Origin of the sequence: Altererythrobacter sp. BO-6 (genome assembly GCF_011047315.1) — a bacterium.
Classification (GTDB): Bacteria; Pseudomonadota; Alphaproteobacteria; order Sphingomonadales; family Sphingomonadaceae; genus Erythrobacter.
In genome coordinates this window covers 1,895,300-1,917,048 of sequence record NZ_CP049259.1, presented here as the reverse complement: position 1 = coordinate 1,917,048, position 21,749 = coordinate 1,895,300, and the positions used below count along the sequence as shown (strand labels likewise).

Annotated in this window: 22 protein-coding genes and 1 pseudogene; 18 read left to right on the top strand and 5 right to left on the bottom strand. The window is 63.3% G+C overall.

All coding sequences use genetic code 11. The features are described from left to right. Positions 1 to 13 precede the first annotated feature (13 nt). The 3 genes from G6N82_RS09395 to G6N82_RS09385 are packed head-to-tail and all read left to right on the top strand — an operon-like array spanning position 14 to position 1,277. Positions 14 to 427 (top strand): nuclear transport factor 2 family protein, encoded by a 414-nt coding sequence (locus G6N82_RS09395; RefSeq protein WP_165195873.1) that lies wholly within the window; start codon positions 14 to 16, stop codon positions 425 to 427. A 2-nt stretch (positions 428 to 429) separates the two neighbouring features. Then, on the top strand, positions 430 to 771 hold the full coding sequence (locus G6N82_RS09390) for a putative quinol monooxygenase (RefSeq protein ID WP_165195871.1): 342 nt from the start codon (positions 430 to 432) through the stop codon (positions 769 to 771). After that, on the top strand, positions 768 to 1,277 hold the full coding sequence (locus tag G6N82_RS09385; protein WP_165198127.1) for a molybdenum cofactor guanylyltransferase: 510 nt from the start codon (positions 768 to 770) through the stop codon (positions 1,275 to 1,277). The genes G6N82_RS09390 and G6N82_RS09385 overlap by 4 nt, the downstream gene beginning before the upstream one ends. 121 nt (positions 1,278 to 1,398) lie before the next feature. Here the strand turns inward: G6N82_RS09385 and G6N82_RS09380 are convergent, their stop codons facing one another. Continuing rightward, the gene (locus tag G6N82_RS09380; protein WP_165195869.1) at positions 1,399 to 2,400 is read right to left on the bottom strand and encodes an NADP-dependent oxidoreductase; all 1,002 of its coding nucleotides are present in this window, start codon (positions 2,398 to 2,400) and stop codon (positions 1,399 to 1,401) included. 140 nt (positions 2,401 to 2,540) lie between these two features. On the opposite strand from G6N82_RS09380, the gene G6N82_RS09375 reads away from it, so the two are divergent. From G6N82_RS09375 to G6N82_RS09320, 12 genes and pseudogenes are all read left to right on the top strand, one after another. Beyond that, positions 2,541 to 4,685: a molybdopterin-dependent oxidoreductase gene (locus G6N82_RS09375; RefSeq protein WP_165195867.1), complete on the top strand. Its 2,145-nt coding sequence runs from the start codon at positions 2,541 to 2,543 to the stop codon at positions 4,683 to 4,685. Between the two features lie 21 nt (positions 4,686 to 4,706). Beyond that, positions 4,707 to 5,717, top strand: a complete 1,011-nt coding sequence (locus G6N82_RS09370; protein ID WP_165195865.1) for an NADP-dependent oxidoreductase — start codon at positions 4,707 to 4,709, stop codon at positions 5,715 to 5,717. Further along, positions 5,717 to 6,532: a ThuA domain-containing protein gene (locus tag G6N82_RS09365; RefSeq protein WP_165195863.1), complete on the top strand. Its 816-nt coding sequence runs from the start codon at positions 5,717 to 5,719 to the stop codon at positions 6,530 to 6,532. The genes G6N82_RS09370 and G6N82_RS09365 overlap by 1 nt, the downstream gene beginning before the upstream one ends. Then, on the top strand, positions 6,529 to 6,906 hold the full coding sequence (locus G6N82_RS09360) for a limonene-1,2-epoxide hydrolase family protein (protein ID WP_165195861.1): 378 nt from the start codon (positions 6,529 to 6,531) through the stop codon (positions 6,904 to 6,906). The genes G6N82_RS09365 and G6N82_RS09360 overlap by 4 nt, the downstream gene beginning before the upstream one ends. Before the next feature lie 135 nt (positions 6,907 to 7,041). Then, positions 7,042 to 8,280 (top strand): cytochrome P450, encoded by a 1,239-nt coding sequence (locus tag G6N82_RS09355; RefSeq protein WP_165195859.1) that lies wholly within the window; start codon positions 7,042 to 7,044, stop codon positions 8,278 to 8,280. A gap of 22 nt (positions 8,281 to 8,302) precedes the next feature. Beyond that, entirely contained in the window at positions 8,303 to 9,370 is a 1,068-nt protein-coding gene (locus tag G6N82_RS09350) for an acyl-CoA dehydrogenase family protein (protein ID WP_165195857.1), read from the top strand. After that, on the top strand, positions 9,367 to 9,783 hold the full coding sequence (locus tag G6N82_RS09345; protein WP_165195855.1) for an OB-fold domain-containing protein: 417 nt from the start codon (positions 9,367 to 9,369) through the stop codon (positions 9,781 to 9,783). The genes G6N82_RS09350 and G6N82_RS09345 overlap by 4 nt, the downstream gene beginning before the upstream one ends. Next, positions 9,780 to 10,925, top strand: a complete 1,146-nt coding sequence (locus tag G6N82_RS09340; protein WP_165195853.1) for a thiolase family protein — start codon at positions 9,780 to 9,782, stop codon at positions 10,923 to 10,925. Before G6N82_RS09345 ends, G6N82_RS09340 begins: the two co-directional genes overlap by 4 nt. 20 nt (positions 10,926 to 10,945) lie before the next feature. Further along, complete coding sequence (locus tag G6N82_RS09335; protein ID WP_165198125.1) at positions 10,946 to 11,707, top strand: SDR family oxidoreductase; 762 nt, start codon at positions 10,946 to 10,948, stop codon at positions 11,705 to 11,707. 2 nt (positions 11,708 to 11,709) lie between these two features. Then, the gene (locus tag G6N82_RS09330; RefSeq protein WP_206520156.1) at positions 11,710 to 12,465 is read left to right on the top strand and encodes a ThuA domain-containing protein; all 756 of its coding nucleotides are present in this window, start codon (positions 11,710 to 11,712) and stop codon (positions 12,463 to 12,465) included. 5 nt (positions 12,466 to 12,470) lie between these two features. Next, a pseudogene (locus G6N82_RS09325) lies at positions 12,471 to 13,680 on the top strand (acyl-CoA dehydrogenase family protein). 118 nt (positions 13,681 to 13,798) lie between these two features. Then, positions 13,799 to 14,710 (top strand): SDR family oxidoreductase, encoded by a 912-nt coding sequence (locus G6N82_RS09320; RefSeq protein ID WP_165195851.1) that lies wholly within the window; start codon positions 13,799 to 13,801, stop codon positions 14,708 to 14,710. On the opposite strand, the gene G6N82_RS09315 is transcribed toward G6N82_RS09320, so the two are convergent. Continuing rightward, positions 14,707 to 16,320 carry an AMP-binding protein gene (locus G6N82_RS09315; protein ID WP_165195849.1) on the bottom strand — a complete coding sequence of 538 codons (1,614 nt, stop codon included), beginning with the start codon at positions 16,318 to 16,320 and terminating at the stop codon, positions 14,707 to 14,709. The two genes, G6N82_RS09320 and G6N82_RS09315, sit on opposite strands and share 4 nt — an antisense overlap. Positions 16,321 to 16,461: 141 nt before the next feature. Between G6N82_RS09315 and G6N82_RS09310 the strand changes: the two genes are divergently transcribed. Further along, complete coding sequence (locus G6N82_RS09310; RefSeq protein WP_165195847.1) at positions 16,462 to 17,271, top strand: LuxR C-terminal-related transcriptional regulator; 810 nt, start codon at positions 16,462 to 16,464, stop codon at positions 17,269 to 17,271. 231 nt (positions 17,272 to 17,502) lie between these two features. Here G6N82_RS09310 and G6N82_RS09305 read toward each other — a convergent pair whose 3' ends face one another. Beyond that, a complete protein-coding gene (locus G6N82_RS09305; RefSeq protein ID WP_165195845.1) occupies positions 17,503 to 18,033 on the bottom strand; it encodes a VOC family protein in 531 nt (176 codons plus the stop codon). 105 nt (positions 18,034 to 18,138) lie between these two features. Between G6N82_RS09305 and G6N82_RS09300 the strand changes: the two genes are divergently transcribed. Next, positions 18,139 to 19,563, top strand: coding sequence for an aromatic ring-hydroxylating dioxygenase subunit alpha (locus G6N82_RS09300; protein WP_165195842.1), 1,425 nt, complete (start codon positions 18,139 to 18,141; stop codon positions 19,561 to 19,563). After that, positions 19,560 to 20,318 carry an SDR family NAD(P)-dependent oxidoreductase gene (locus G6N82_RS09295; protein ID WP_165195840.1) on the top strand — a complete coding sequence of 253 codons (759 nt, stop codon included), beginning with the start codon at positions 19,560 to 19,562 and terminating at the stop codon, positions 20,316 to 20,318. Before G6N82_RS09300 ends, G6N82_RS09295 begins: the two co-directional genes overlap by 4 nt. Positions 20,319 to 20,423: 105 nt before the next feature. On the opposite strand, the gene G6N82_RS09290 is transcribed toward G6N82_RS09295, so the two are convergent. Next, positions 20,424 to 21,353, bottom strand: coding sequence for an NmrA family NAD(P)-binding protein (locus tag G6N82_RS09290; RefSeq protein WP_165195838.1), 930 nt, complete (start codon positions 21,351 to 21,353; stop codon positions 20,424 to 20,426). Further along, a complete protein-coding gene (locus tag G6N82_RS09285) occupies positions 21,353 to 21,742 on the bottom strand; it encodes a nuclear transport factor 2 family protein (protein WP_165195836.1) in 390 nt (129 codons plus the stop codon). The genes G6N82_RS09290 and G6N82_RS09285 overlap by 1 nt, the downstream gene beginning before the upstream one ends. Between the last annotated feature and the right edge of the window lie 7 nt (positions 21,743 to 21,749).

Below are 21,749 nucleotides of genomic sequence, written 5' to 3'. Positions count from 1 at the left end.
CAAGGAGAGCGCCATGTTCAGAGGACCCGCCGAAGATCGCCAGATGATTGCCGAACTCAACGGCACCTATGCCGATGGCGTGGTGCGCAAGGATGCGGGCACCTGGGGCACCGTATGGGCCGATAACGCGACCTGGGACTTCTTTGGCAATCTGTTCGAAGGCAAGCAGGCGATTGTCGGCTTCTGGTCACAGGCGATGAGCGGGATCGAAGCGGTCAGCTTCCACTGCGTGCCCTGCATGATCGAAGTCACCGGCGATACCGCGACCAGCCGCGTCCAGACGCAGGAAATCCTGCATATGAAGGATGGGGCAACCCGTGTCGTCGGCGGGCTTTACGAAGACCAGTTGGCGAAGATCGACGGCACCTGGGTGTTTACCCATCGCAAGTTCGGCATTGTCGCAGAATACAAGCCACAGGGAGAATAGGATTGGCCAAGATTGTTATTGCCGCGCAGATCGATCTCGATCCGGCGCAGCGCGAAGAGGCATTGAAAAGCGCCAAGCCGCATATCGATGCGGCGCTCGCCCAGGATGGCTGCATTGCCTATGACTGGAGCGCGGACGGCAACAATCCGGCACGCGTGAACGTGTTCGAGGAATGGGAAAGCGAGGAAGCGCTGGCGCATCATTTCGCCAATGCCGCCTATGCCGGAATGCGCGATCACATTGGAAAGTTCGGCCTGACGGGGGCAGCGAGCAAGAAGTACCGCGTCGACCGCGAAGGCCCGGTCTATAACGATCAGGGCCAGGCCACCGAGGCGTTTGACTGAAAATCCTCGGGGCCATTCTCGCCGGCGGACAGTCGCGCCGTTTCGGCAGTGACAAGGCGCATGCGCGCTACAACGGTTTTCGCCTGCTCGACCTTGTCTATGACCGGCTAAGCATCCAGTGCGACGAGCTGGTCGTATGCGGTCGGGAGGAAGAAGGTTTCACCTGCCTGCCAGACCGTCCGTCGACCGGACTAGGGCCGTTGGGTGGATTGAACGCGGCGCTGCATCATGCCGCCGAGCGTGGATTTACCCACGTCCTCAGCACCGGCTGCGATGTGCCCAACCTGCCGCCCGACCTCGCTGAAGCTCTTGCGGGTGAGGGCCCGGCGATCGTGCAAAGCCAGCCGGTGATCGGGCTTTGGCCTGCTGAACTCGCACCACGGCTGGAGGCCCTTATCGCGGGCGGCGGGCGCGCGCTTTACGGCTTTGCCGAAAGCGTCGGAGCGCGGCAAATTGGCTTTGATCCACCGCTGATGAATGTGAACCGGCCCGAGGATTTGGCTTAGCCTTTCCTTGAAAACGGTCGCAACAGCGACCGCAAGGGCGACCGCCCGCCCGCAGGGGCACCGCAGCGCAGCGAAGGGGCTGCCCCGAGGACGCATCCGCGGACGCGGATGCGCAAAACAATCACAATTTCAGCATCTGCTTGCCGCGGTTCTTGCCCACGAATAGCCGCTTCAGCGTATCGGGTGCGTTCTGAAAGCCGTGCTGGATATCTTCCTGGTACCGCAGGCGGCCGTCCTGGACGAAGCCCTCGAGCCGCTTGCGGATCTGCGGGAATTCGCTGGCCCAGTCGAGCACGATAAATCCCGCCATGCTGGCGCGGCGGAACACCAGGTTGAAATAGTTTTGCGGACCGGCAGGCAGATTGCCGGTCTCGTAGCGGCTGATCCCGCCGCAGATCACCACCCGTGCGCCCGTCGCGATATTGGCCAGCATGTCATTGAGGATCGAGCCGCCGACATTGTCGAAGATCACGTCCACCCCGCGCGGGCAAAGCTCCTTGATCTGCGCCTTTACATCGCCTGCCTTGTAATCGATCGCGGCGTCATAACCCGCTTCCTCGACCAGCCAGCGGCACTTCTCCGGCCCGCCCGCGATGCCGACCGCGCGGCACCCGGCGATCTTGGCCAGCTGCCCGACGACCGAACCGGTCGCGCCCGCCGCGCCCGACACCAGCACGGTGTCGCCGGCCACGGGCTTGCCCACCTTGAACAGCCCGCAATAGGCGGTGACGCCGGTGGTGCCGAGGACGGAGAGGACGGCGGTGGGAGACAGCTCGGTCTCGACCTTCGTCAGATCCTTGCCGTCGCTGACGAAATGCTCGGTCCAGCCGGTGGTGCCGAATACCCAGTCACCCTTCTGGAAACGCCCGCCGTTGCTTTCGATCACTTCGGCAATGCCACTGCCCCGCATCACATCGCCGATCGCCATCGGCGCGACATAGTCCGCGATATTCTCCATCCAGCCCTTTTGCGCCGGATCGAACCCGAGGTAGCGGGTGGCCAGCAGCATCTCGCCCGGGCCGGGATCGGCCAGCTCGACCTCGGCCAGGCGGAAGTCGCTGTCTTCGATCCCGCGGCCACGCGGATGACCGTTGAGGAGCCATTGGCGGGTGGTCGTCGGCATGATGTCTCTCTCCGGGCTGCTTGCGTCTCGCGAGCCTAATGCGGCGCACAGCCCCTCCTCGCTACGCGCAAAAGTGTCAGTCGAGCGCAGGGAGCTCTGCGACTAGTCTACGGACAATTCATTTGAGAGGAACGACAGCCATGGGCATCCACACGCACAAGACTTTCTGCCGTTTCTGCCACGCCAATTGCGCGATGCTGGTCGATATCGAAGACGGGAAGGTGAAGGCCGTGCGCGGCGATCCGGACGATCCCGAATATGGCGGCTATACCTGCAAGAAAGGCCGCGAACTGCCGGATTCGCACAATTCGGAAGACCGCCTGCACTATTCGCTGGTGCGCGATGCGGAGGGCAATTTCCGCGAAACGCCGATGATGGAAGCGCTGGCGCATGTCTCGGCCGAATTGCGCCGCATCATCGACACATACGGGCCTGACAGCGTGGCCGTTTTCATGGGGTCGGGCGGGTACCAGAATTCTTCCGCCTGGGCTGCCAGCCACAGCTTTGCCCAGGCGGTGGGGTCGAAGCATTTCTTCACATCGGTCACGCTCGACCAGCCGGCCAAGGTGTTCACCACCGCACGATATGGCAAATGGATGGGCGGCGCGAACAACTTCTCCGAAGCCGATGTCGCCTTCTTCATTGGCAACAACCCGATCGTATCGCATTATTCGCCGGTCGGCGGGGTGCCGCCGTTCAGCCCGTCGAAGCGTATTCGCGACCGCAAGAAGGAAGGGCTGAAGCTGATCGTGGCCGACCCGCGCCTGGCCGAAGTCGGCCAGCTGGCGGATATATACCTGCCGGTGAAGCCGGGCGAGGATCCGGCACTGCTCGCCGGAATGCTCAACGTTATCATTTCCGAAGAGCTATATGATCGCAATTTCGTGGCCGCCCATGTCGACGGGTTCGAAGAGCTGGCCGAAGCGGTAAAAGCCTTCTCGCCCGATGTCGCGGCCGAACGCGCAGGGGTGGAGAAGGACGAACTGGTGCGCGCCGCGCGCATGTTCGCGGGCGGATCGAAGGGTTGCGCGGTCACCGGCACCGGCCCGGAAATGGCCGGCAATGGCACGCTGACCGAATATCTCGTCACCTGCCTCAACACGATCTGCGCGCGCTTCAAGCAGGAGGGCGAGAAATGCGGCGTGCCCGGGGTCTACACCATCCAGATGGGCGAGAAGCGCGCCCAGGTCGCACCGCCCATGCCGATGTTCGGCGCCCCTGGCATGGCCAAGAGCCGCTTCCGCGGGCTGGGCCAGCTGTTCATGGAAATGCCGTGCAATGTGATGGCCGATGAAATCCTGACCCCTGGCGAAGGCCAGATCCGCGCGCTGATCTCGGTCGGCGGCAATCCGGAAGTCGGCTTTCCCAACCAGCTGAAGATGCGCCGCGCGCTCGACGATCTCGAACTCTTCGTCCAGGTCGACCCATGGATGAGCGCCAGCGCCAAGCGCGCCGATGTCGTGCTCGCGCCCAAGCAATGCCTCGAGCGCGAAGACATCACCAACCTTTCCGAATGGTGGCACGAGAAGGCCTATGCCCGCTACACCGAGGCGCTGGCCGAAGCGCCCGGCGACGTGATCGACGAATATGAAATGTTCTGGCACCTCGCCAAGAACCTTGGCCTGCAGATGAAGCTGGCGGGGGGGGCGGTGCCGATGGATGGCGACAGCCCGCCACCAAAGCAGCAATTCCTTGACCTGATGACGGCAGGCTGCCTTGTCCCGCCCAGCAAGGTGCGCGAGGATGCGCGCAAAGCGGGCGGCGCGGCAGTGATCTATGACGATCTCCACCCGGTTATCGAGCCCGCCGATCCCGACAAGGCCTATCGTTTCCAGCTGGCAGCTGGCGACATGCCCAAACAGCTGGAGAAATATGGCGCGGACGCAGCGCGCGCAGCCGGGTTCGATTTCCGCCTGATCTCGCGCCGGTCGAAGGCGCGGTTCAATTCGATCGGACAGCCGCTGAAGAACCTCGGCAAGAAGATCACGACCAACCCCGCCTATATCCACCCCGATGACATGGCGGCGCATGGCATCAAGGATGGCGATGTGATCGAGATCACCTCTGCCCATGCGTCGATCCATGGCGTGGCCAAGGGCAGTGACCGGGTGCGGCGCGGGCTCATTTCGATGGCACATGCCTTTGGCGACAGCGAAGCGGGCAAGCACAATGTGCGCGAAGTGGGTGGATCGACCAACCGACTAACCAGCGACGAGGTCGATTACGATCCGATCACCGGGCAGGCGTTGCAAAGCGCCATTCCGGTGAAGATCGCCGCCGCCTGAAGCGCAGCAAGGGAACAGATGATGCCGCAGAACAGGCGCTACCTCCTACGCCGCCGCCCCGATGGCGCACCCGTGCGCGAGGATTTCGAGCTGGTAACGGAACCAACGCCGGAGCTTGCCGAAGGGCAGTTCCTGATCCGCAACCATTACGCCTCGCTCGATCCGGCAATGCGCGGCTGGATGGATGCAGAGGGCAATTACATGCCGCCGATCCCGCTTGGCGATCCGGTGCGCGCCAGCACCATCGGCGTGGTCGAGGAAAGCCGCGCCGCAGGCTTCGAAAAAGGCCAATGGGTCATGGGCCTCCACGCGCTGGAGGATTACTCGCTCAGCCAGGCCGGCGGATTCACCCAGCCGATCGACCCTGCGCTGGTGCCGAGCGTAACCAATTACCTCTCGATCTTCGGCGCAGTCGGCATGACCGCCTATTTCGGCTTCCTCGAAGTGTGCGAGCCGAAGGCAGGCGAGACCGTGCTGGTTACCGGCGCGGCGGGCGCGGTCGGCTCGCTCGTGGGACAGCTGGCGAAGATCAAGGGCTGCCGTGCTGTCGGCATCGCCGGCGGGCCGGAGAAATGCGCCAAGCTGATCGACAAATACGGCTTCGACGCGGCGATCGATTACAAGGGCAAGGACGAGGCAGCCCTGACCAAGGCGATTGCCGAAGCGGCGCCGAATGGCGTCGATGTGATCTTCGAGAATGTCGGCGGGATCATCCTCGATGCCGGCCTGATGAACCTCAACCTTTTTGCCCGGGTCGGGCTGTGCGGCCTGATCAGCGAATACAACACCGAGCCGCGCGGGATCCGCAATCTGTGGCAGCTGATCGTCAAGCGCGCGCAGATCCGCGGGCTACTGGTGGCCGACTATGTCGAACGCTTTGGCGAGGGGGCAGCGCAGATGGGCCAGTGGGCGGCCGAGGGCAGGCTGACCATCGAGGAGCATATCGATGAAGGGCTGGAGAACACCTTCGACAGCTTCATGCGCCTGTTCGCAGGGACGAACCAGGGCAAGATGATCCTGAAGATTGCCTGATGACCAAAGACACTCGAAGGAGCTTGCTCGTCCTGTCCGGCGGGCACCCTTACGAGGAAGAGCCCTTCGCTGCGCTGATCCAGTTTTTGGGGCGAGAGCTAGGCGGATTGGCCAAAGTGACTTGGGACGTCGAGCACCTTATCCATCCGGATGCGGAAGAAGCGGTTGCAGGGGGCGCGGCGGAGGAAGCCGATGCCCTGCTATTCTACGACATGGGCGGCTACACTTTCGGTGATGGCACGGTGACCTCGCGCCCGCCGTCCGAGGGTTTCAAGGCCGCGGTCCGGCGTCGCTTCGCTAGCGGCAAAGGCGCTGTCGCCATACACCACGCGCTGGCCGGCTGGGCGGAATGGCCCGAGTGGGCGGAGATGCTGGGCGGGCGCTTCTTTTACCAGCCGGGGCAATGGCAGGGCCGGGCCGTGCCGGATTCGGGCTATCGCCACGATGTCAGCTACGAAGCGCGCGTGGTGGCGAGCCATCCCGTTACTGAAGGTCTGCCCGAGAGTTTCCCGGTTACCGACGAACTGTATCTCTGCCAGATCGACGAAAGCGCGGTCCATCCGCTGATCCGTGCCCGGCACGATTTTACCCGCGACAATTTCTACTCGGCAGCCAGCGCCGTCGCGGGCGCCATGTTCAGCCGCGAAGGCTGGGAGCATGCCGAAGGCAGTAACCTTGTCGCCTGGTGGCGGCAGGTCGACAAAGCGCCATTGGTCTACTGCCAGTTCGGCGACGGGCCTGAGACCTACAGCAACCCCCATGTGCAGCGCGTGCTGGTGAATGCGCTGCGCTTCACTTCAGGAGATACGCCATGACCCCGATCGAAACCGTCACCACCTTTGTCGGTCACTGGAACAGCGGGGACATGGAAGCGATGTATGCCATGTGCGCGCCGACGGTGGTGTGGCACAATATCCCGATGGAGCCGATCAAGGGCGTCGCGGCGATGCGCGAGGCGGTGGCCGGGTTCATGGGGCCGGTCGCGGCATGCGACTGGCAAATCCACGCGATCGCTGCGGATGACGGTGTCGTGCTCACGGAAAGGACCGATGCGTTCCACCTCAAGGACGGCCGCATCGCCGCGCTGCCGGTGATGGGCACGTTCGAGATCGATTCCGACGGCAAGATTGCCCAATGGCGCGACTATTTCGACATGGGCCAGTTTCAGCGCGAATTCGGCGGCGGCTGACGGCGCAAGGCTGGCCTTTTCGATAGGCTGGCCGTGCCCTTTCGGGTCGCTCCCTAACACTTTCACGCAGTGCGCGCAGCGTGCCCGCGGCGCTAGTCTGCGAGGTGTAATGAGAGCACTGTCGGAGCCGCATCGATGAACAAGCCTGCAGGCAATCTGTTTGCGCCGGAAATACTGGTCGATCCGTTCGACTACTATCGCCAGGTGCATGAAGCCGGGATCAAGCTGGAGTTCGTGGCCGCCGCCAATGCGTGGGTCGTCTATTCCTATGACCTGGTCTCGGAAGTCACTTCCAAGCCCGAAATCTATTCCAATGATTTCGCCGCGCTGATGGGCGCCACCGATGACGAGATCGAGGCGATCCTGGCGGAAGGCTGGGACAATCCGCCTACTCTGCTGACGGCTGACCATCCGATCCACACGCGCAACCGCAAGCTGGTGAACCTCGCTTTCTCCGCCCCGCGCGTGAACGCGATCGAAGCCGATATGCGCAAGAAGGCAATCGAGCTGATCGAGAAGATGGCCGACAAGGGCGAAGGCGATTTCGTCGAGGATTTCGCGATCCCCCTTCCCGTCGCCATGATCGCCCAGCAGATCGGGCTCGACAACGATCCCAAGCAGGTCAAGGACTGGTCCGATGCGGCAGTCGATCGTTTCAGCCAGCTGATCGACCGCGAGCGGCAACTCGAATGCGTCCGCAGCTTCGTCGATTACCAGAAGTATATGAAAGGCCTGATCGATGATCGCCGCGCCAATGGCGGTGACGACTTGCTGACCGATCTCGTCGAAGCCCGCGTCGAAGGCGAAACTCCGCTGACCGACGAGGAAATCATGTCGATCATGCAGCAATTCATGGTCGCCGGGAACGAGACCACGACATCGACCATCGCCGGGGGTTTGCTGCAGCTGATCCGCAACCCGGACCAGATGGCGAAGGCCAAGGCAGCGGCGGGCGGGCGCGACCCCAAGCTGATCCAGAACATGGTCGAAGAGATGCTGCGCTATGAATCGCCGAGCGCCGGCATCTGGCGGGTGGTGAAGCAGGATGTTGAGCTCGGCGGCGAGAAGATCGCTGCGGGATCGATGCTGCAGGTGCGCTATGCCGCGGCCAACCGCGATCCGGCGAAGTTCGAGAATCCGGACGCCTTCCTGATCGATCGCCAGAATGCGCGCGCGCACCTCGCCTTTGGCAAAGGGCCGCATATGTGCGTAGGCAACATGCTGAGCCGCAAGGAAATGTTCGTCGCCTTCGATGAATTGCTTGAGCGGCTCGACAATTTCCAGCTGGCCGATGAGGACGGGATCCGCATCCTGCCCAACATCATGCTGCGCGGCGTTACGCGGCTGCCGATCACTTACACGAGGGCCGGTTGAGGGGCCGGTTGAGGGGAGCGCGATGAACTTCGACCTATCCGAAGAGCAGGAGCTGTTCCGCTCTACCGTCGAGCGGTTCACTGCGCCGCTCGATGTCGAGGCGCGGCGCAAATTGCGCCTGCACGAAGGCGGGTATGACCTTGCGCGATGGCAGCAACTGGCGGAACTCGGCCTGATCGCGCTCGCTGCCAGCGAAGAGGCGGGCGGCATGGGCGGATCTCCGCTCGACCTGGCGCTGGTCGCGGAAGCGATCGGGCGAGGCAATGCCCCCGATCCCTGGCTCGAAAACGGCGTGCTGCCCGCGCGGCTGCTGGCAGCCGGCGGCGCGGCAGAGGCGCTGGAGGCAGTCCTGTCGGGTACGAGCTTTACGTCTTTCGCCTGGGCGGAGCGTAGCCAGCGTTACAGCCTCGAAGCGAAGCAGACCCGCGTTGAGGGCGGCGCCATCACCGGCGAGAAGACCTTTGTGCTGGGCGCAGCGCTGGCTGACGCATTCATAGTGTCCGCACGCGATGGCGATGCGACCACGCTCTACCTGGTGCCGCGCAACGCCGAGGGGCTGGAAGTGCGCGCCTATCGCCTGGCCGATGGCAGCATGGCGGGCGAGCTGCGCCTGATCCGGGTCAAGGGCGAAAAGCTCGACATTTCAGGCGATTCACTGACACAAATCGTCGCCGAAGCGCGCCTGCTCGCAGCGGCGGAGCTGGTCGGGCTGGGCCAGCGGCTGCTGGATGACACGCTGCGTTATGTGAAGGAACGCGAGCAGTTCGGCGTGCCGATCGGCAGCTTCCAGGCGCTGCAGCACCGGCTGGTCGATTGCTATGCGCGGATCGAACAGGCCCGCTCCATGCTTTATCGCGCCGCGCTGGGAGATATAGCGGATGTAGACTCTTGGCAGCGCAATGTAGCCGGTGCGAAGGCCTATATAACCGAGAACGTCGATCATGTAGCGCGCGAAGCGGTGCAACTACATGGCGGCATGGGGATTACCGACGAACTGGCCATCGGCCATGCGATGAAGCGCGTGCTGCTGCTGTCGAAACTGTTTGGCGATGTCGACACCAACCTCGTCGAATATGCGGTGGCGGCATGACTGCCTTGGCGCCAGTCGACCCCGATCTGTGGAGCAATGAGGACAAGCCGCACCTGATGGGCGGCCGCCTGCCCTCGGGGGAGATCGTGTTCCCGATGCCACAGGGCGACGCCGCCAGGGATGTCGAACCCTACAAGCTGTCGCGCCATGGCAAGTTGTGGAGTTGGACCAGCCAGGACTTCCTGCCCAAGGAACCCTATGAAGGCTGGGGCAGCGGCGAAGGCGAAGGTCCGCCCGATTTCAAACCGTTCCTGCTCGGCTATATCGAGCTGCCCGGCGAAGTGATCGTCGAAAGCCGGATCGTCGATGCCAAGTTGGAAGACCTCAAGCTGGGCATGCCGATGGAGTTCTGCATCGTGCCCTTCAGCGACACCCAATGCACCTTTGCCTTCCGTCCGGAGAATGCGGCATGAGCGAAGACGTTTATATCATCGGCGCAGGTATCCATCCCTTCGGGCGCACAGACGGCCGTTCAGGCCGCGAACAGGGTATCTATGCCGTGCGCGAAGCCATGGCGGATGCGGGCCTTGAATGGGCCGACATCGAATGCGCGTATGGCGGATCGGCGGCGGCGGGCAATGCCGACATCATGGTCAACGAGCTGGGCCTGACCAGCCTGCCCTTCACCAATGTCGCCAATGGCTGCGCCACCGGCGGCAGCGCGCTGGTTTCCGCGCAAATGGCAGTCGCCAGCGGATTCTACGACCTTGCGCTGGCGGTCGGCTTCGACAAGCATCCGCGCGGCGCGTTCAACGCCAAGCCCAGGGACTTTGGCCTGCCCGAATGGTACGGCCAGACCGGCATGATGCTGACTACGCAGTTCTTCGCGCTCAAGATCCAGCGCTATATGCAGCTGCACGGCATCAGCCGGACCACGCTCGGCCGGGTGGCGGAAAAGGCCTTCAGGAACGGCACGATCACCCCGCACGCCTGGCGGCGCAGCCCGATCGATCTCGAAACGATCATGAATGCGCCGATGATCAACGATCCGCTTACCAAATACATGTTCTGCTCGCCCAGCGAAGGCGGCGTGGCGCTGATCCTCGCCAGCGAGAAGAAGATGCGCGAACTCGGCGCGGACGGGGTCAAGATCGCCAAGGTGGCGGTAAAGACCCGCCCGCCTGACAGTTTCGAAGTATTCCAGGCCGGCGTCAGCATCAGGGAGGGCGGCAAGCCCACCGTGCTCGCCAGCAAGGCCGCGTTCGAAGGCGCGGGGATCGGCCCCGAAGACATCGACGTAGCGCAGCTGCAGGATACCGAAAGCGGCGCCGAGATCATGCACATGGCCGAAAACGGCTTCTGCAAGGACGGCGAGCAGGAAGAGTGGCTGGCCAATGGCTGGTCGGAGATTGGCGGCAAGCTGCCGATTAACACCGATGGCGGTTGTCTCGCCTGCGGAGAGCCGATCGGCGCCTCGGGTCTCAGGCAAGTCTATGAAAATGTGCAGCAATTGCGCGGTCGCGCAGGCGAGCGCCAGGTCGAAGGGGCGAAGACTGGCTATAGCCATGTCTACGGCGCACCGGGGCTGAGCGCGGTCGCGATCCTGCAGCGGTAAGGGGAAGAACGATGGGGCGCATGTCAGGCAAGGTCGCGCTGGTCACCGGCGGTGCCGAAGGGATCGGGGCGACAGTCGGCCGGATGATCGTGGACGAAGGCGGCAGCGTGATGCTGTGCGACGTCCAGATCGACAAGGCGAAGGCGCTGGCCGAAGAACTGGGCGAAAATGCCGAAGCCTTCGAACTCGATGTCCGCAATCGCGACCAATGGCACGAAGCGGTGAAGGCCACGGTCGCGCGCTTCGGCAAGCTGACGGTGCTGTGCAATATCGCCGGCATTTCCGAACCCGGTAATGTGGTCGATGGCACGCTCGATACCTGGGAACGCACCATCGATATCAACCTCAACGGCCCCTACTACGGGATGCGCGCCGCGATCCCGGCGATGGAAGCGAGCGGAGAGCCCTGCGCCATCGTCAATATCGGCTCGATGATTGCGATCCGGGCGGCGGCTTTTGTTGCGGCCTATAGCGCGTCCAAGGCAGGCCTGCTCGGCCTGACCCGTTCGGTCGCGCTCGATTGCGCCGAACGCGGCGTGCCGATCCGCGCCAACATGGTCCATCCCGGCGCGATCCGCACCCCGATGTACAATCGCTACAAATATTCGGGCGCCGACACGCCGGAGAATATCGAGACCAATTTTGCCGCGACCCACCCGATGAACCGGATCGGCGAGCCTGAGGAAGTGGCGCGCGCCGTCGTCTGGCTCGCCAGCGACGAGGCCAGCTTCACCACCGGCTGCGACATCACTGTCGACGGCGGCGGCAGCATCAGGAGCTAATCATGGGCGCACAACCGGCACAACGCATCGACGCCCATTTCGTGGCTGCGGGCAAGTATCACGACATCGACTATCCGCGGCTGGAACTGCTCAAGCTGCTGGCCGAACATCCGCATATCCGCACTACCGTCGCCTGCGACTATTCGGGGCTGGAGCGGCTCGACCAGTGCCGTTTCCTGGTCACCTATACCTGTGACCTGATGCCCACGGTGGAGCAGGCCAAGCAATTGCGCAGCTGGCTGGAAGCGGGCGGCAAGTGGCTGGCGCTGCACGGCACCAATTCGATCCTGGTCTTCACTGAAAGCGGGCTGGTCGATGCGCCCGATGACCGGCCCGACGTGATGGACATGCTCGGTACCCAGTTCAAGGCGCACCCGCCGATCGGTCCGTTCCATGTCGAAGTGGTCAATCACGACCATGAATTCACGCGCGGGATCGAGAATTTCGACGTGGTCGACGAATTGTACCTGTCGCACACCACCGCCCCGATCGACACGCTGATGCAAACCACTTTCGAAGGCGAAGCGACCGGCTTCGTTGCCGGGCAATGGGACAAGACCACCGTGCCGATCCTCTACACGCGCGATATCGGCAAGGGGCGGATCGTCTACAACACGCTGGGCCATTGCCGCGGGCATTACGACCTGCCCGGCATGGTCGATTTCTACCCGCACAAGGAAATGTGCGCCTGGAATTACGACGTCTATTACGACCTGCTGCGCCGGGGCATTGCCTGGGCCCTTCGGGAAGGAGATTGAGCCCGATGGATATGGATTTCTCAGCCGAAGACCTCGCCTTTCGCGAAGAAGTGCGCGCCTTCCTGAAGGACAACCTGCCTGACCGGCTGCGCGACGGCGCGCGGCGCACGCCCGGCGTGTTCGTAGAGCCCGATATCGGGATGGAATGGCACCGCATCCTCAATGACAAGGGCTGGGTGGCCTATCACTGGCCGAAGGAGGACGGCGGCACCGGCTGGACGCCGACGCAGAAGTTCATTTTCGAAAAGGAATGCGCGCTGGCGGGCGCGCCGGCGATCTCCATCCTGGGCCTGCGGCTGGTCGGCCCGGTGATCTGTGAATTCGGCACGCCGGAGCAGAAGGCGCGCTTCCTGCCGCGCATCCTGTCGGGCGAGGATTACTGGTGCCAGGGCTATTCCGAACCGGGTTCGGGCTCAGACCTTGCCTCGCTCAAGACGTCAGCGCGGCTTGAGGGCGACCAGTATGTCGTCAACGGATCGAAGATCTGGACCACGCACGCGCATCATGCCGACTGGATCTTCGCGCTGGTGCGCACTGACGCCACGGTCAAGAAACAGCAGGGGGATCACCTTCCTGCTGATCCCGATGGACCAGCCGGGGGTGGAAGTGACCCCGATCTATTCGATGTCAGGCGACCACGAAGTAAACCAGGTGTTCTTTACCGATGCGGTCACTTCGGTCGACAATCGCATCGGCGAGGAAGGCCAGGGCTGGACCATCGCCAAGTTCCTGCTGGAAAACGAGCGCGGCGGATCATGCTATGCCCCGCGCCTGCTGCAGAGCATCGACCGCTTGCGCGAGCTGGCCGAAACCCAGCCGTCGGGCGTGAACGGCGCGGTGGCGCATGACCCGCGTTTCCGCGACCGGCTGGCCCGTGCGCGGCTGGATGCCGAAGCGCTGGAAGTAACCGAGCTGCGCATCCTCGCCGATCTGGCCAAGGGGCGCGCGCCCGGTCCGCAGACCTCGCTGGTGAAGCTGCTTGGTTCCAACATCGGGCAGCAGGTCGACACGCTGCGGCTGGAACTGCTGGGCTATGATGCGCTGCAACTGCCGCTCGACCGGCCGCTTTACGGCAATGAAGCGCCCGAGCCGGTCGGCAGCGAGCTGGCGCAAACCGCGATGGGCAAATATCTCAACAATCGCGCTGCCACGATCTTTGGCGGATCGGACGAAGTGCAGAAGAACATCATCGCCAAGACAGTGCTGGGCCTTTGAGCTGGCGCTACTACGTCATTGCGAGGAGTGAAGCGACGAAGCAATCCAGCAGCCGACGGGACTGGATTGCCGCGCCGCCTGCGGCGGCTCGCAATGACGAATTGAGAGGACAACAATAATGGACGTATCGCAGCTGATGTTCCGCCCAGGCCTGATGGACGGCGAACGGATCCTGGTGACCGGCGGCGGCACGGGTCTGGGCCGCGAAATGACCGAGGCGTTCCTCAAGCTTGGCGCGACCGTCTACATCTGCGGGCGCCGCCAAGGGAAGCTGGATGAGACGGCGCAGGAGCTGATGGACCTGCATGCCAGTTCTTCGGGCGGCAAAGTGGTGGGCATCGCCTGCGACATCCGCGATGCCGAGGCGATCAATGCAATGATCGACCAGATCTGGGCCGACGGCCCGCTTACCGGCCTGGTCAACAATGCGGCGGGCAATTTCATCAGCCGCACCGAGGATCTTTCCGTCAACGGCTTCAACGCCATCGCCGATATCGTTTTCCGCGGCACTTTCTATGTCACGCACAATATCGGCAAGCGCATCATTGCCGAGAAGGGCCGGCTCAACGTCATTTCGATCCTCACCACCTGGGTGTGGAACGGATCGGCCTTCGTGGTGCCCTCCGCCATGTCGAAGAGCGCGATCAACACCATGACGCAGAGCCTGGCGGTCGAATGGGGCCGCTACAACATGCGCTTCAACGCGATAGCGCCGGGACTATTCCCGACCAAGGGGATGAGCGCGCGGCTGTCACCCGGCGGGCGCGGCGGCAATTCGAACAACGAGATCAACCCGATGGGGCGCCATGGCGAAATGCATGAACTCGCCAACCTCGCGGTGTTCCTGATGGGTCCGGGCGCGGAATATGTGAACGGCCAGACCATCGCGATCGACGGTGCGGGCTACCAGGCGACCGGCGGCACTTTCTGGAGCACGCTGCAGGGGCTGGGCGATGCCGAATGGGAGCAGCTGCGCGCGATGATCAAGGGCACCAACGCGGCGGACAAGTCGGAAAGAACGACCGGTTAGGTCTGTCCAGCATCCGCAATCGCCTGCGCCGCCTTGTAATCGGGCTTGCCGTTGTTGAGCCGCAGCGACTGCTCCGTGAAGAAATAGGCGCGCGGGATCTTGTAAGCCGCGAGGTTTGACCGGGCATGGGTGTCTAGAACAGCTTCGTCCGCCTCATCTTCAGGCTGCACCACCGCCACGACCTTCCGCCCGAAGCGCGGATCGGGCAGGCTCACCACGCGCACGTCCTTGACCGAAGGATGCGCCTGCAGCACCGCCTCGACTTCCTCCGGGAAGACCTTCTCGCCCCCGGTGTTGATGCACATGTTGTCGCGCCCGATGAATTCGAGCGTGCCGTCCGCCGCCCAGCGCGCGCGGTCCCCCGTCATCAGGTAACGCTGGCCGTCGATCTCGGGGAAGGTCTGCGCGTTCTTCTCGTCCTCTCCCAGATAGCCGAGCGGCAGCGCCCCCGATCGCGCGACGATGCCCACGCCTTCGCTGCCCTTGGGAATTTCCCTGAAATTCTCGTCAAACAGCTTGGTCTCGCGGCCGGGCAGCGCCTGAAACCGCCCGCCCCCGCTCGAGCCCGCCGCCGTCGTCACCACGATCGCGGTGCCGGAGCTTTCGGAAGAGCCCAGCGCATCGATCACTGTGAGCGCCGGGTTGTGTGCGATCAGGCGCTGCTTGTTGCTTTCGGAAAAAACCGCCCCGGACGAGGTGACCATGCGCAGGCTGGCAATCGCTTCAGCGGCATCGCTGCGGGCGTCGAGCGCATCGGCCAGCGGCAGCGCAAAGGCATCGCCGACAATGAACAGATTGCGCGCGCCAAGCCTCCTGACCTCGTCGAGTGCCAGATCGGCGCCGAACCGCTCTGCCGGCAAAGTTGCCAGGGTGCCGCCCTTCAGCAAATGGATCACCGCCGTGAACTGGCCTGCGCCATGCATCAGCGGGCTGAGCAGCAGCAGCGGGGAAGACGACGCGGGATGATCCGGCCCGATCCGCGCGGCTTCGGCAGCCTGCTCCGCCAGCGAAGGCGCCACGAAAGGCGGCACGCCCGGCCCGCGCTGCCACACCGAAATCCCGAACGCCTGCCACGCCGCATCGAATGGCCACATCACCGCCTTGGGCAATCCGGTGGTGCCGCCAGTGGCAGTGAAGAACAGCGCCCGCGGATCGTCATGAACGGCGGACCCGGCCGGCAAGTCGCTGGCCTGTAGCCGCGCCCAATCATCCGAGCCGACATCGATGGTCAGCGTGCCGTCAGGCATGGCCGCACCGGCGCTTTGCGCAAAGTCGCTCTCCACGAAAACCGCCTTGAGGCCAAAGCGCGTGAAAATGTCCGCCAGCTCGCGATCCTTGTAGTGATAGTTCACATTGACCGGGGTCACGCCCGCCTTGATGCAGCCGAAATATGCCAGCATGTAATCGGGCGTATTGCGCAGCATCTGCCCCGCGACATCGCCCGGCTTCAGGCCCTGCGCGGCAAGCCCCGCGGCAATCCGGTCAGTCAGCGAATCGAGCTCGCTCCAGCTTAGGATCCGCTCGCCATGCACCAGCGCCGGCCGATCCGGCTCAATCGCCTGCGCCAGCGCCTTCAATGCTTTGCCGAAGTTGTCCCCGCGCCAATCCATGACTCGCATCCCACCTCACTCTCTGTTACCTTTTTCCCTAACGAATGGCACCGCAAAGAGTGTCTGATCAAAAATGGGAGGCAACGCGCTGGCCCTGAGGGGTCTAGGGCTGTTGCCCCGGCGAGGAATGGAGAGAGGCTGATGGCATCAAATGTAGTCGAATTGCGCACGCCCCACGGGCGGGAACATCTCGACCAATTGCTCGAAGCGGTGACGATCCGCTGCATCGGAGACATCCACGACGCCGCTGTGGCGCTGGCGCGGGTAGCCGAGGAACGCGGCCTGCAGGTTGCGCTGTGCGACGACATTTCTTCCAAGGAGCCGATGGTCGATGCCGATGGCACGATCCTGAACGCCGATATTTTCCGCTGGCTGGACGATGGTGCGCGCTGGTGGGAGGACCACCGGCTGGCGCTGCATTCGCCGCTGCCGCGTGCCTGCCGCTATGAAAGCGAGCCGTTCTGGGTCAACCGCCACGGCTTCAACACCCGCTGGCGCAATTCCTACCTCGAGGAAATCGACCTGACCGATTTCGAGAAGCGGTCGCTGTGCAAGGCCGCGATCGTGGTGCCGGTCTACCTGCCATTCGGGCAGATTTCGGCCAACAGCTTCGTCAGCCTCGATCGCGACAAGGAAGACCTGTCGGAAGAATTCGCGCTGCACGGATCGCTGTTGGCGCATGTGACGCGGCGCTTTGTCGCGAGCTATGTCCAGGCGATGCGCACCAAGCGGCGGATCCCGTCGGACTGCGTGCTGTCGAAACGCGAGGTCGAGTGCCTGCGCTGGGCGGCGATCGGCAAGACCGACAAGGAAATCAGCATGATCCTTGATCGCAGCCATGCGACGATCCGCTATCACATCCATCGCGCGGGCGAGAAACTGGACAGCGTCAACCGCGCGCAGACGATCTTCAAGGCCGGGCAACTGGGATATCTCGGCGCTTCTGATTAGTTTCGAGGGCGCCTCCGCGCCCTCGTCCTCGGCGCTGCTTCAATCCCTGCGGGATTGAGCGCCTGCGGCTCGCGCCGTGCGCTCGCGGTCGCTGCGCGACCGTTCCCAGTCCCTTTCAGGCTGTTTGCGCCAGTTCGGGCCGAAGGCCCGTAAGGCCGAACGGCCGCCCGCAGCGACGCGACCTTCAGGTCGCATGAGCGAGGATTTCGCGCGCCGGATGGCGTGCGGAACTCAAAAACGCCGAACCGGCTCTCTGCCGTCCCAGTCGACGCTGGCGGCCTTGATGATCGCGAACAGGTCTGGCCCGTCCGTGGCCTGCTGCAGGATCTCGACCAGATGCCCAGTGCCCTTTCCGGGATCGACATAGATCACTTCGCTGGTGCCGAACTTGCCTTCGATCACCACTTCGGCGCCCTGCTGCGCGCAGATGCGCCGCGCCTCGGCAATGTCGTCCACCAGCACGCAGACATGATGCAGGCCCTCGGTTGCGGCATATTCGCCCGAATAGATCGATGGCGCATCGTTCTCAGGCCGGATCAGTTCGATCTGGATATCGCCCCAATAGGCGAGTGCCAGCGTGAACACTGCATCGGTCGGCTCGCCCTTGTACTTCATTCCGTCGAGATGGATGTTCTCGATCAGGAAGAACGGGCCGACGCCCATGGTCTCGGTCCAGTGCCGGATCGCCGCGTCGAAATCGTCGGGTACGAAAGCGAGCTGCATCACTTCGCCAATGGCTGAGATCGTGTCGTTGCGGGCCATGGCTTTGCTCTCCTCTTCAATCCGCTAGGATGATCGCCGGAGAGGTTGTGCGATAAACCCACAATCGGACACTGCGCAAATTGCGAGGGAGAGGCGAACAGCGCCATGAACGAGATCAAGGACATTGCGAAAGAAGCTCGCTGCCCAGGCATGAGCTACACCGACATGCTCGAAGGGGACACCCGCACCCCGCCCGATTACCTGTTCGAGGAAACCGTGGCGGAAATGGGCGATGACCCGATTTCGGTCGAACCTTATATCAGCGAGGAGTTCGCCCGGCTTGAGCGGGAGCGGCTGTGGCCGAATGTCTGGCTGTTTGCCGCGCGCGAAGACGAGCTGCCGGAACCCGGCGACACCGTGCTGTTCGAAATCAATAACAAGAGTTTCCTGATCACGCGGCAGAAGGACGGCAGCGTGAAGGCGCTCTACAATGTCTGCCTCCACCGCGGGCGCAAGCTGCGTACCACCAGCGGCAACACCACCCAGTTCCGCTGCCCGTTCCATGGCTTCACCTGGAAGACCGACGGGTCCTTGAAGGAAATTCCCTGCGAATGGGACTTCAAGCATCTGGAAGGCAAGGATATGAGCCTGCCCGAAGCGCGGGTCGAGCTGTGGCAGGGCTTCGTGATGATCACGGAGAACCACGACCTGCCCGATTTCAAGACCTGGCTGGGCCCGGCGGCGTCGCATTACGAGAAATACGATTTCGAAAACCGCTACACCGGCATGTGGGTGTCGCGCAAAATCCCGGCCAACTGGAAAGCCACGGCGGAGGCTTTCATGGAGGCGTGGCATTCGATCACCACGCACCCGCAATTGCTTCCGTTCCTGGGCGATGCCAACACCCGCTATGACCATATCGGCGATCACTTCAACCGCGCGATCACGCCGTCGGGCGTCCTTTCGCCGCATCTCGCGGGCAAGGACCAGCACTACATCCTCGAGAAAATGAACCAGTTTTCGGGCGGTTCGGACGCGGAGACCAATCGCCGCTTCGCCGCCAGTGACGAAGGCGCGGATTTCGACGAAAACGATCCGCTGATGGCGCGCAAGGTGCTGGCCGATGCCGGGCGCAAGGGCTTTGCCCAGCAATATGGCTATGACTATTCGGATGCGTCGGACGCCGAAATCCTCGACAATTTCACTTACAACATCTTCCCCAATTTCAGCCCGTGGATCGGTTACCTGCCGACGCTGGTCTATCGCTGGTTGCCCGGCGAAACGCCCGATTCCTGCACGATGGAGATCCGCCTGCTGTTCCCGACGCCCAAGGGCGAGAAGCGCCCGCGCAGCGTCGAGAAAACCGTGATCCCCGAAGACCAGCCGTTCGCCTGGGCGAAAGACAAAATGGGCGAAGCGCTGGCCGGCGTGTTCGATCAGGACATGGCCAATCTGCCGCATGTCCAGACCGGGATGAAGGCGATGAAGGACGGGCTGATGGAACTGGGCCATTACCAGGACAGCCGTGTGCGCCATTTCCAGACGACGCTGATGAAATATATCAACGGCGAATTGCCAGCCAGGCAGTGAGCGGATTTTCGTTCGACCTCACCGGGCGCACTGCGCTCGTCACCGGCGCGTCATCCGGGCTTGGGGCACGTTTCGGGCGATTGCTGGCAGGATCTGGCGCGAATGTCGCGCTGGGGGCACGGCGCGCGGACCGCCTGCAATCGCTGGCCGAGGAGATCGGCGAACGCGCCTGCCCGGTCCAGATGGATGTCGCGCGCGAAGCCGACATCATCGCGGGCTATGACCTGGCCGAGGCCGCCTTTGGCACAACGATAGACACGGTCGTTGCCAATGCCGGGATCGACGGCGCAGGCATGATCGACCAGATGCCCGAGGACGAGATCGAACACACACTCAACGTCAACCTCAAGGGCGCGATCCTGACCGCGCGCGAGGGCGCCAGACGCATGATGGCGGCGGGAATAACCAAGGGGCGGATCGTGATGATCGCTTCGATCACCGCGTTCGAGCCTTCGCCCGGCCTCGTCGCCTATTCCGCCAGCAAGGCGGGTGTGGTGCAGGCGGCGCGCAGCATGGCGCGCGAATGGGCGCGGCGCGGCATCTCCATCAATACGATCTCGCCCGGCTATATCCGCACCGCCATCAACGATGAATGGTTCGAGACCGAGCCGGGCAAGAAGCAGATCGCGCGCTTCCCGCGAAAACGCCTGATGGGCGAGGAAGGGCTTGATGCCGTGCTGCTGATGCTGTGTTCCGATGCGGCGGAGTTCATCACCGGCACGGACTTTGTGCTGGATGACGGGCAGACGCTTTAGTCTTCCGCACGCCATCCGGCGCGCGATATCCTCGCTCATGCGATCATAGATCGCGTCGCTGCGGGCGGGCGGTCGCCCTTGCGGTCGCTACGCGACCGTTCAGTGCTAAAAGAGACCTTCAAGGCCTGCGTTCCAGTCTTTCGACTTGGCCCAGTCGAGGTGGCTTGTGTGCTTCATCCCCAGCAAGTCCCGCGCGTCCTGCGGATCGACCAGCAGCGGCGAGACCGGCTGGGTATTATAGAAGGCATAGAACTTGGCCATGCCGTCATAGATGCTGAGCGGCTGGACCTCGCGCGAGCCGGTGACGAGCTCGCTCATCCGCGCGGCGAACTCCTCCGGCGCAAGGCTCTGGAAGCGCACCGGGCGGCCGATCGCTTGTGACAGGTTTGCCGCCACCTGATCGCCCGTCAGCGCTTCCGGCCCGCCCAAAGGAACGTGCATGCCATCGGCGGCATCGGTCTGCAGCGCGCGGCGCATCGCCTGCGCCACATCCTCCAGGCACACCCAGTTGATCAGCAGGTCCGGCTTGGCGGGATAAGCGAAGATTCCGTCGCGCATGATCGCGGGACGGGTCCAGATGCGGTACTGGTTGTCCATGAACACGGTCGGCTCGATGAACACGCATGGGATACCGGTTTCCTCAAGCGCGCGCTCGATATCGCGTCGCCCGTCATGCGCGCTCAGTTCAAGGTCGTGGTCTGCGACGTAGCATGCCGTGTTGAACACGATCTTCTTCAGCCCGGCGCGCTTCGCCCCTTCGGCAATGCACTTGCCGAAATGCCCGGCCTTGGCGCGGTCGAATTCGAACGGCAGGTGGAAGGCGGCGGCATCCTGGCCGGCAAAGGCGGCGGCCATGGCATCCACATCTGTGATATCGGCGTGCACCGTCGGCAAATCAGGCCAGGGCGTGTCCTTCATCGCATCGGGGCGGCGCACACCGGCGGTAACTTCGAAGCCCGCACCGAGCAGCTCGGCGACCAGCGGCTGCCCCTGATCGGCAGGCGCACCGAGCACGCAGACTTTCTTGATCGCCATCAGCTCTTCGCTCTGCGCGAAACCTCTTCCGCGTCGAAATAGTGGATCTTGAGGCTCTTCATCAGCCCGTCTTCAAACTCGCCCATTTCGCACACGGTCTGGCTGAAGGTTTCGCCGCCGCCTTTGGGCGTCATGGTCAGCGTCAGCACCGTCACAGCGTGGGTATCGCCGCCGGTTATGTCATGAATGTCGACCTTGGCTTCGGCCCAGGTGCCATACATTGCCGCCGCACAGCGCTGCAGCCCGTCCTTGCCGCGCCATTCGCCCGCAAACGGCAGGCAACCGGCCTCGTAGAGCACGAAATCGGGGTGCAGCAGCGATTCGACCTTCTCCCAGTCGCGCGCTCCTGCGGCGACATAGACGGCAGCCTGGATCTCCCTTGGCGTCATGGCACGA

Excerpts from the sequence above, each read along its gene's own strand:
- G6N82_RS09395 (WP_165195873.1), top strand. The coding sequence starts at position 14 with ATGTTCAGAGGACCCGCCGAAGATCGCCAGATGATTGCCGAACTCAAC.
- G6N82_RS09380 (WP_165195869.1), bottom strand. The coding sequence starts at position 2,400 with ATGCCGACGACCACCCGCCAATGGCTCCTCAACGGTCATCCGCGTGGC.
- G6N82_RS09375 (WP_165195867.1), top strand. The coding sequence starts at position 2,541 with ATGGGCATCCACACGCACAAGACTTTCTGCCGTTTCTGCCACGCCAAT.
- G6N82_RS09370 (WP_165195865.1), top strand. The coding sequence starts at position 4,707 with ATGCCGCAGAACAGGCGCTACCTCCTACGCCGCCGCCCCGATGGCGCA.
- G6N82_RS09365 (WP_165195863.1), top strand. The coding sequence starts at position 5,717 with ATGACCAAAGACACTCGAAGGAGCTTGCTCGTCCTGTCCGGCGGGCAC.
- G6N82_RS09360 (WP_165195861.1), top strand. The coding sequence starts at position 6,529 with ATGACCCCGATCGAAACCGTCACCACCTTTGTCGGTCACTGGAACAGC.
- G6N82_RS09355 (WP_165195859.1), top strand. The coding sequence starts at position 7,042 with ATGAACAAGCCTGCAGGCAATCTGTTTGCGCCGGAAATACTGGTCGAT.
- G6N82_RS09350 (WP_165195857.1), top strand. The coding sequence starts at position 8,303 with ATGAACTTCGACCTATCCGAAGAGCAGGAGCTGTTCCGCTCTACCGTC.
- G6N82_RS09345 (WP_165195855.1), top strand. The coding sequence starts at position 9,367 with ATGACTGCCTTGGCGCCAGTCGACCCCGATCTGTGGAGCAATGAGGAC.
- G6N82_RS09340 (WP_165195853.1), top strand. The coding sequence starts at position 9,780 with ATGAGCGAAGACGTTTATATCATCGGCGCAGGTATCCATCCCTTCGGG.
- G6N82_RS09335 (WP_165198125.1), top strand. The coding sequence starts at position 10,946 with ATGTCAGGCAAGGTCGCGCTGGTCACCGGCGGTGCCGAAGGGATCGGG.
- G6N82_RS09330 (WP_206520156.1), top strand. The coding sequence starts at position 11,710 with ATGGGCGCACAACCGGCACAACGCATCGACGCCCATTTCGTGGCTGCG.
- G6N82_RS09320 (WP_165195851.1), top strand. The coding sequence starts at position 13,799 with ATGGACGTATCGCAGCTGATGTTCCGCCCAGGCCTGATGGACGGCGAA.
- G6N82_RS09315 (WP_165195849.1), bottom strand. The coding sequence starts at position 16,320 with ATGGATTGGCGCGGGGACAACTTCGGCAAAGCATTGAAGGCGCTGGCG.
- G6N82_RS09310 (WP_165195847.1), top strand. The coding sequence starts at position 16,462 with ATGGCATCAAATGTAGTCGAATTGCGCACGCCCCACGGGCGGGAACAT.
- G6N82_RS09305 (WP_165195845.1), bottom strand. The coding sequence starts at position 18,033 with ATGGCCCGCAACGACACGATCTCAGCCATTGGCGAAGTGATGCAGCTC.
- G6N82_RS09300 (WP_165195842.1), top strand. The coding sequence starts at position 18,139 with ATGAACGAGATCAAGGACATTGCGAAAGAAGCTCGCTGCCCAGGCATG.
- G6N82_RS09290 (WP_165195838.1), bottom strand. The coding sequence starts at position 21,353 with ATGGCGATCAAGAAAGTCTGCGTGCTCGGTGCGCCTGCCGATCAGGGG.
- G6N82_RS09285 (WP_165195836.1), bottom strand. The coding sequence starts at position 21,742 with ATGACGCCAAGGGAGATCCAGGCTGCCGTCTATGTCGCCGCAGGAGCG.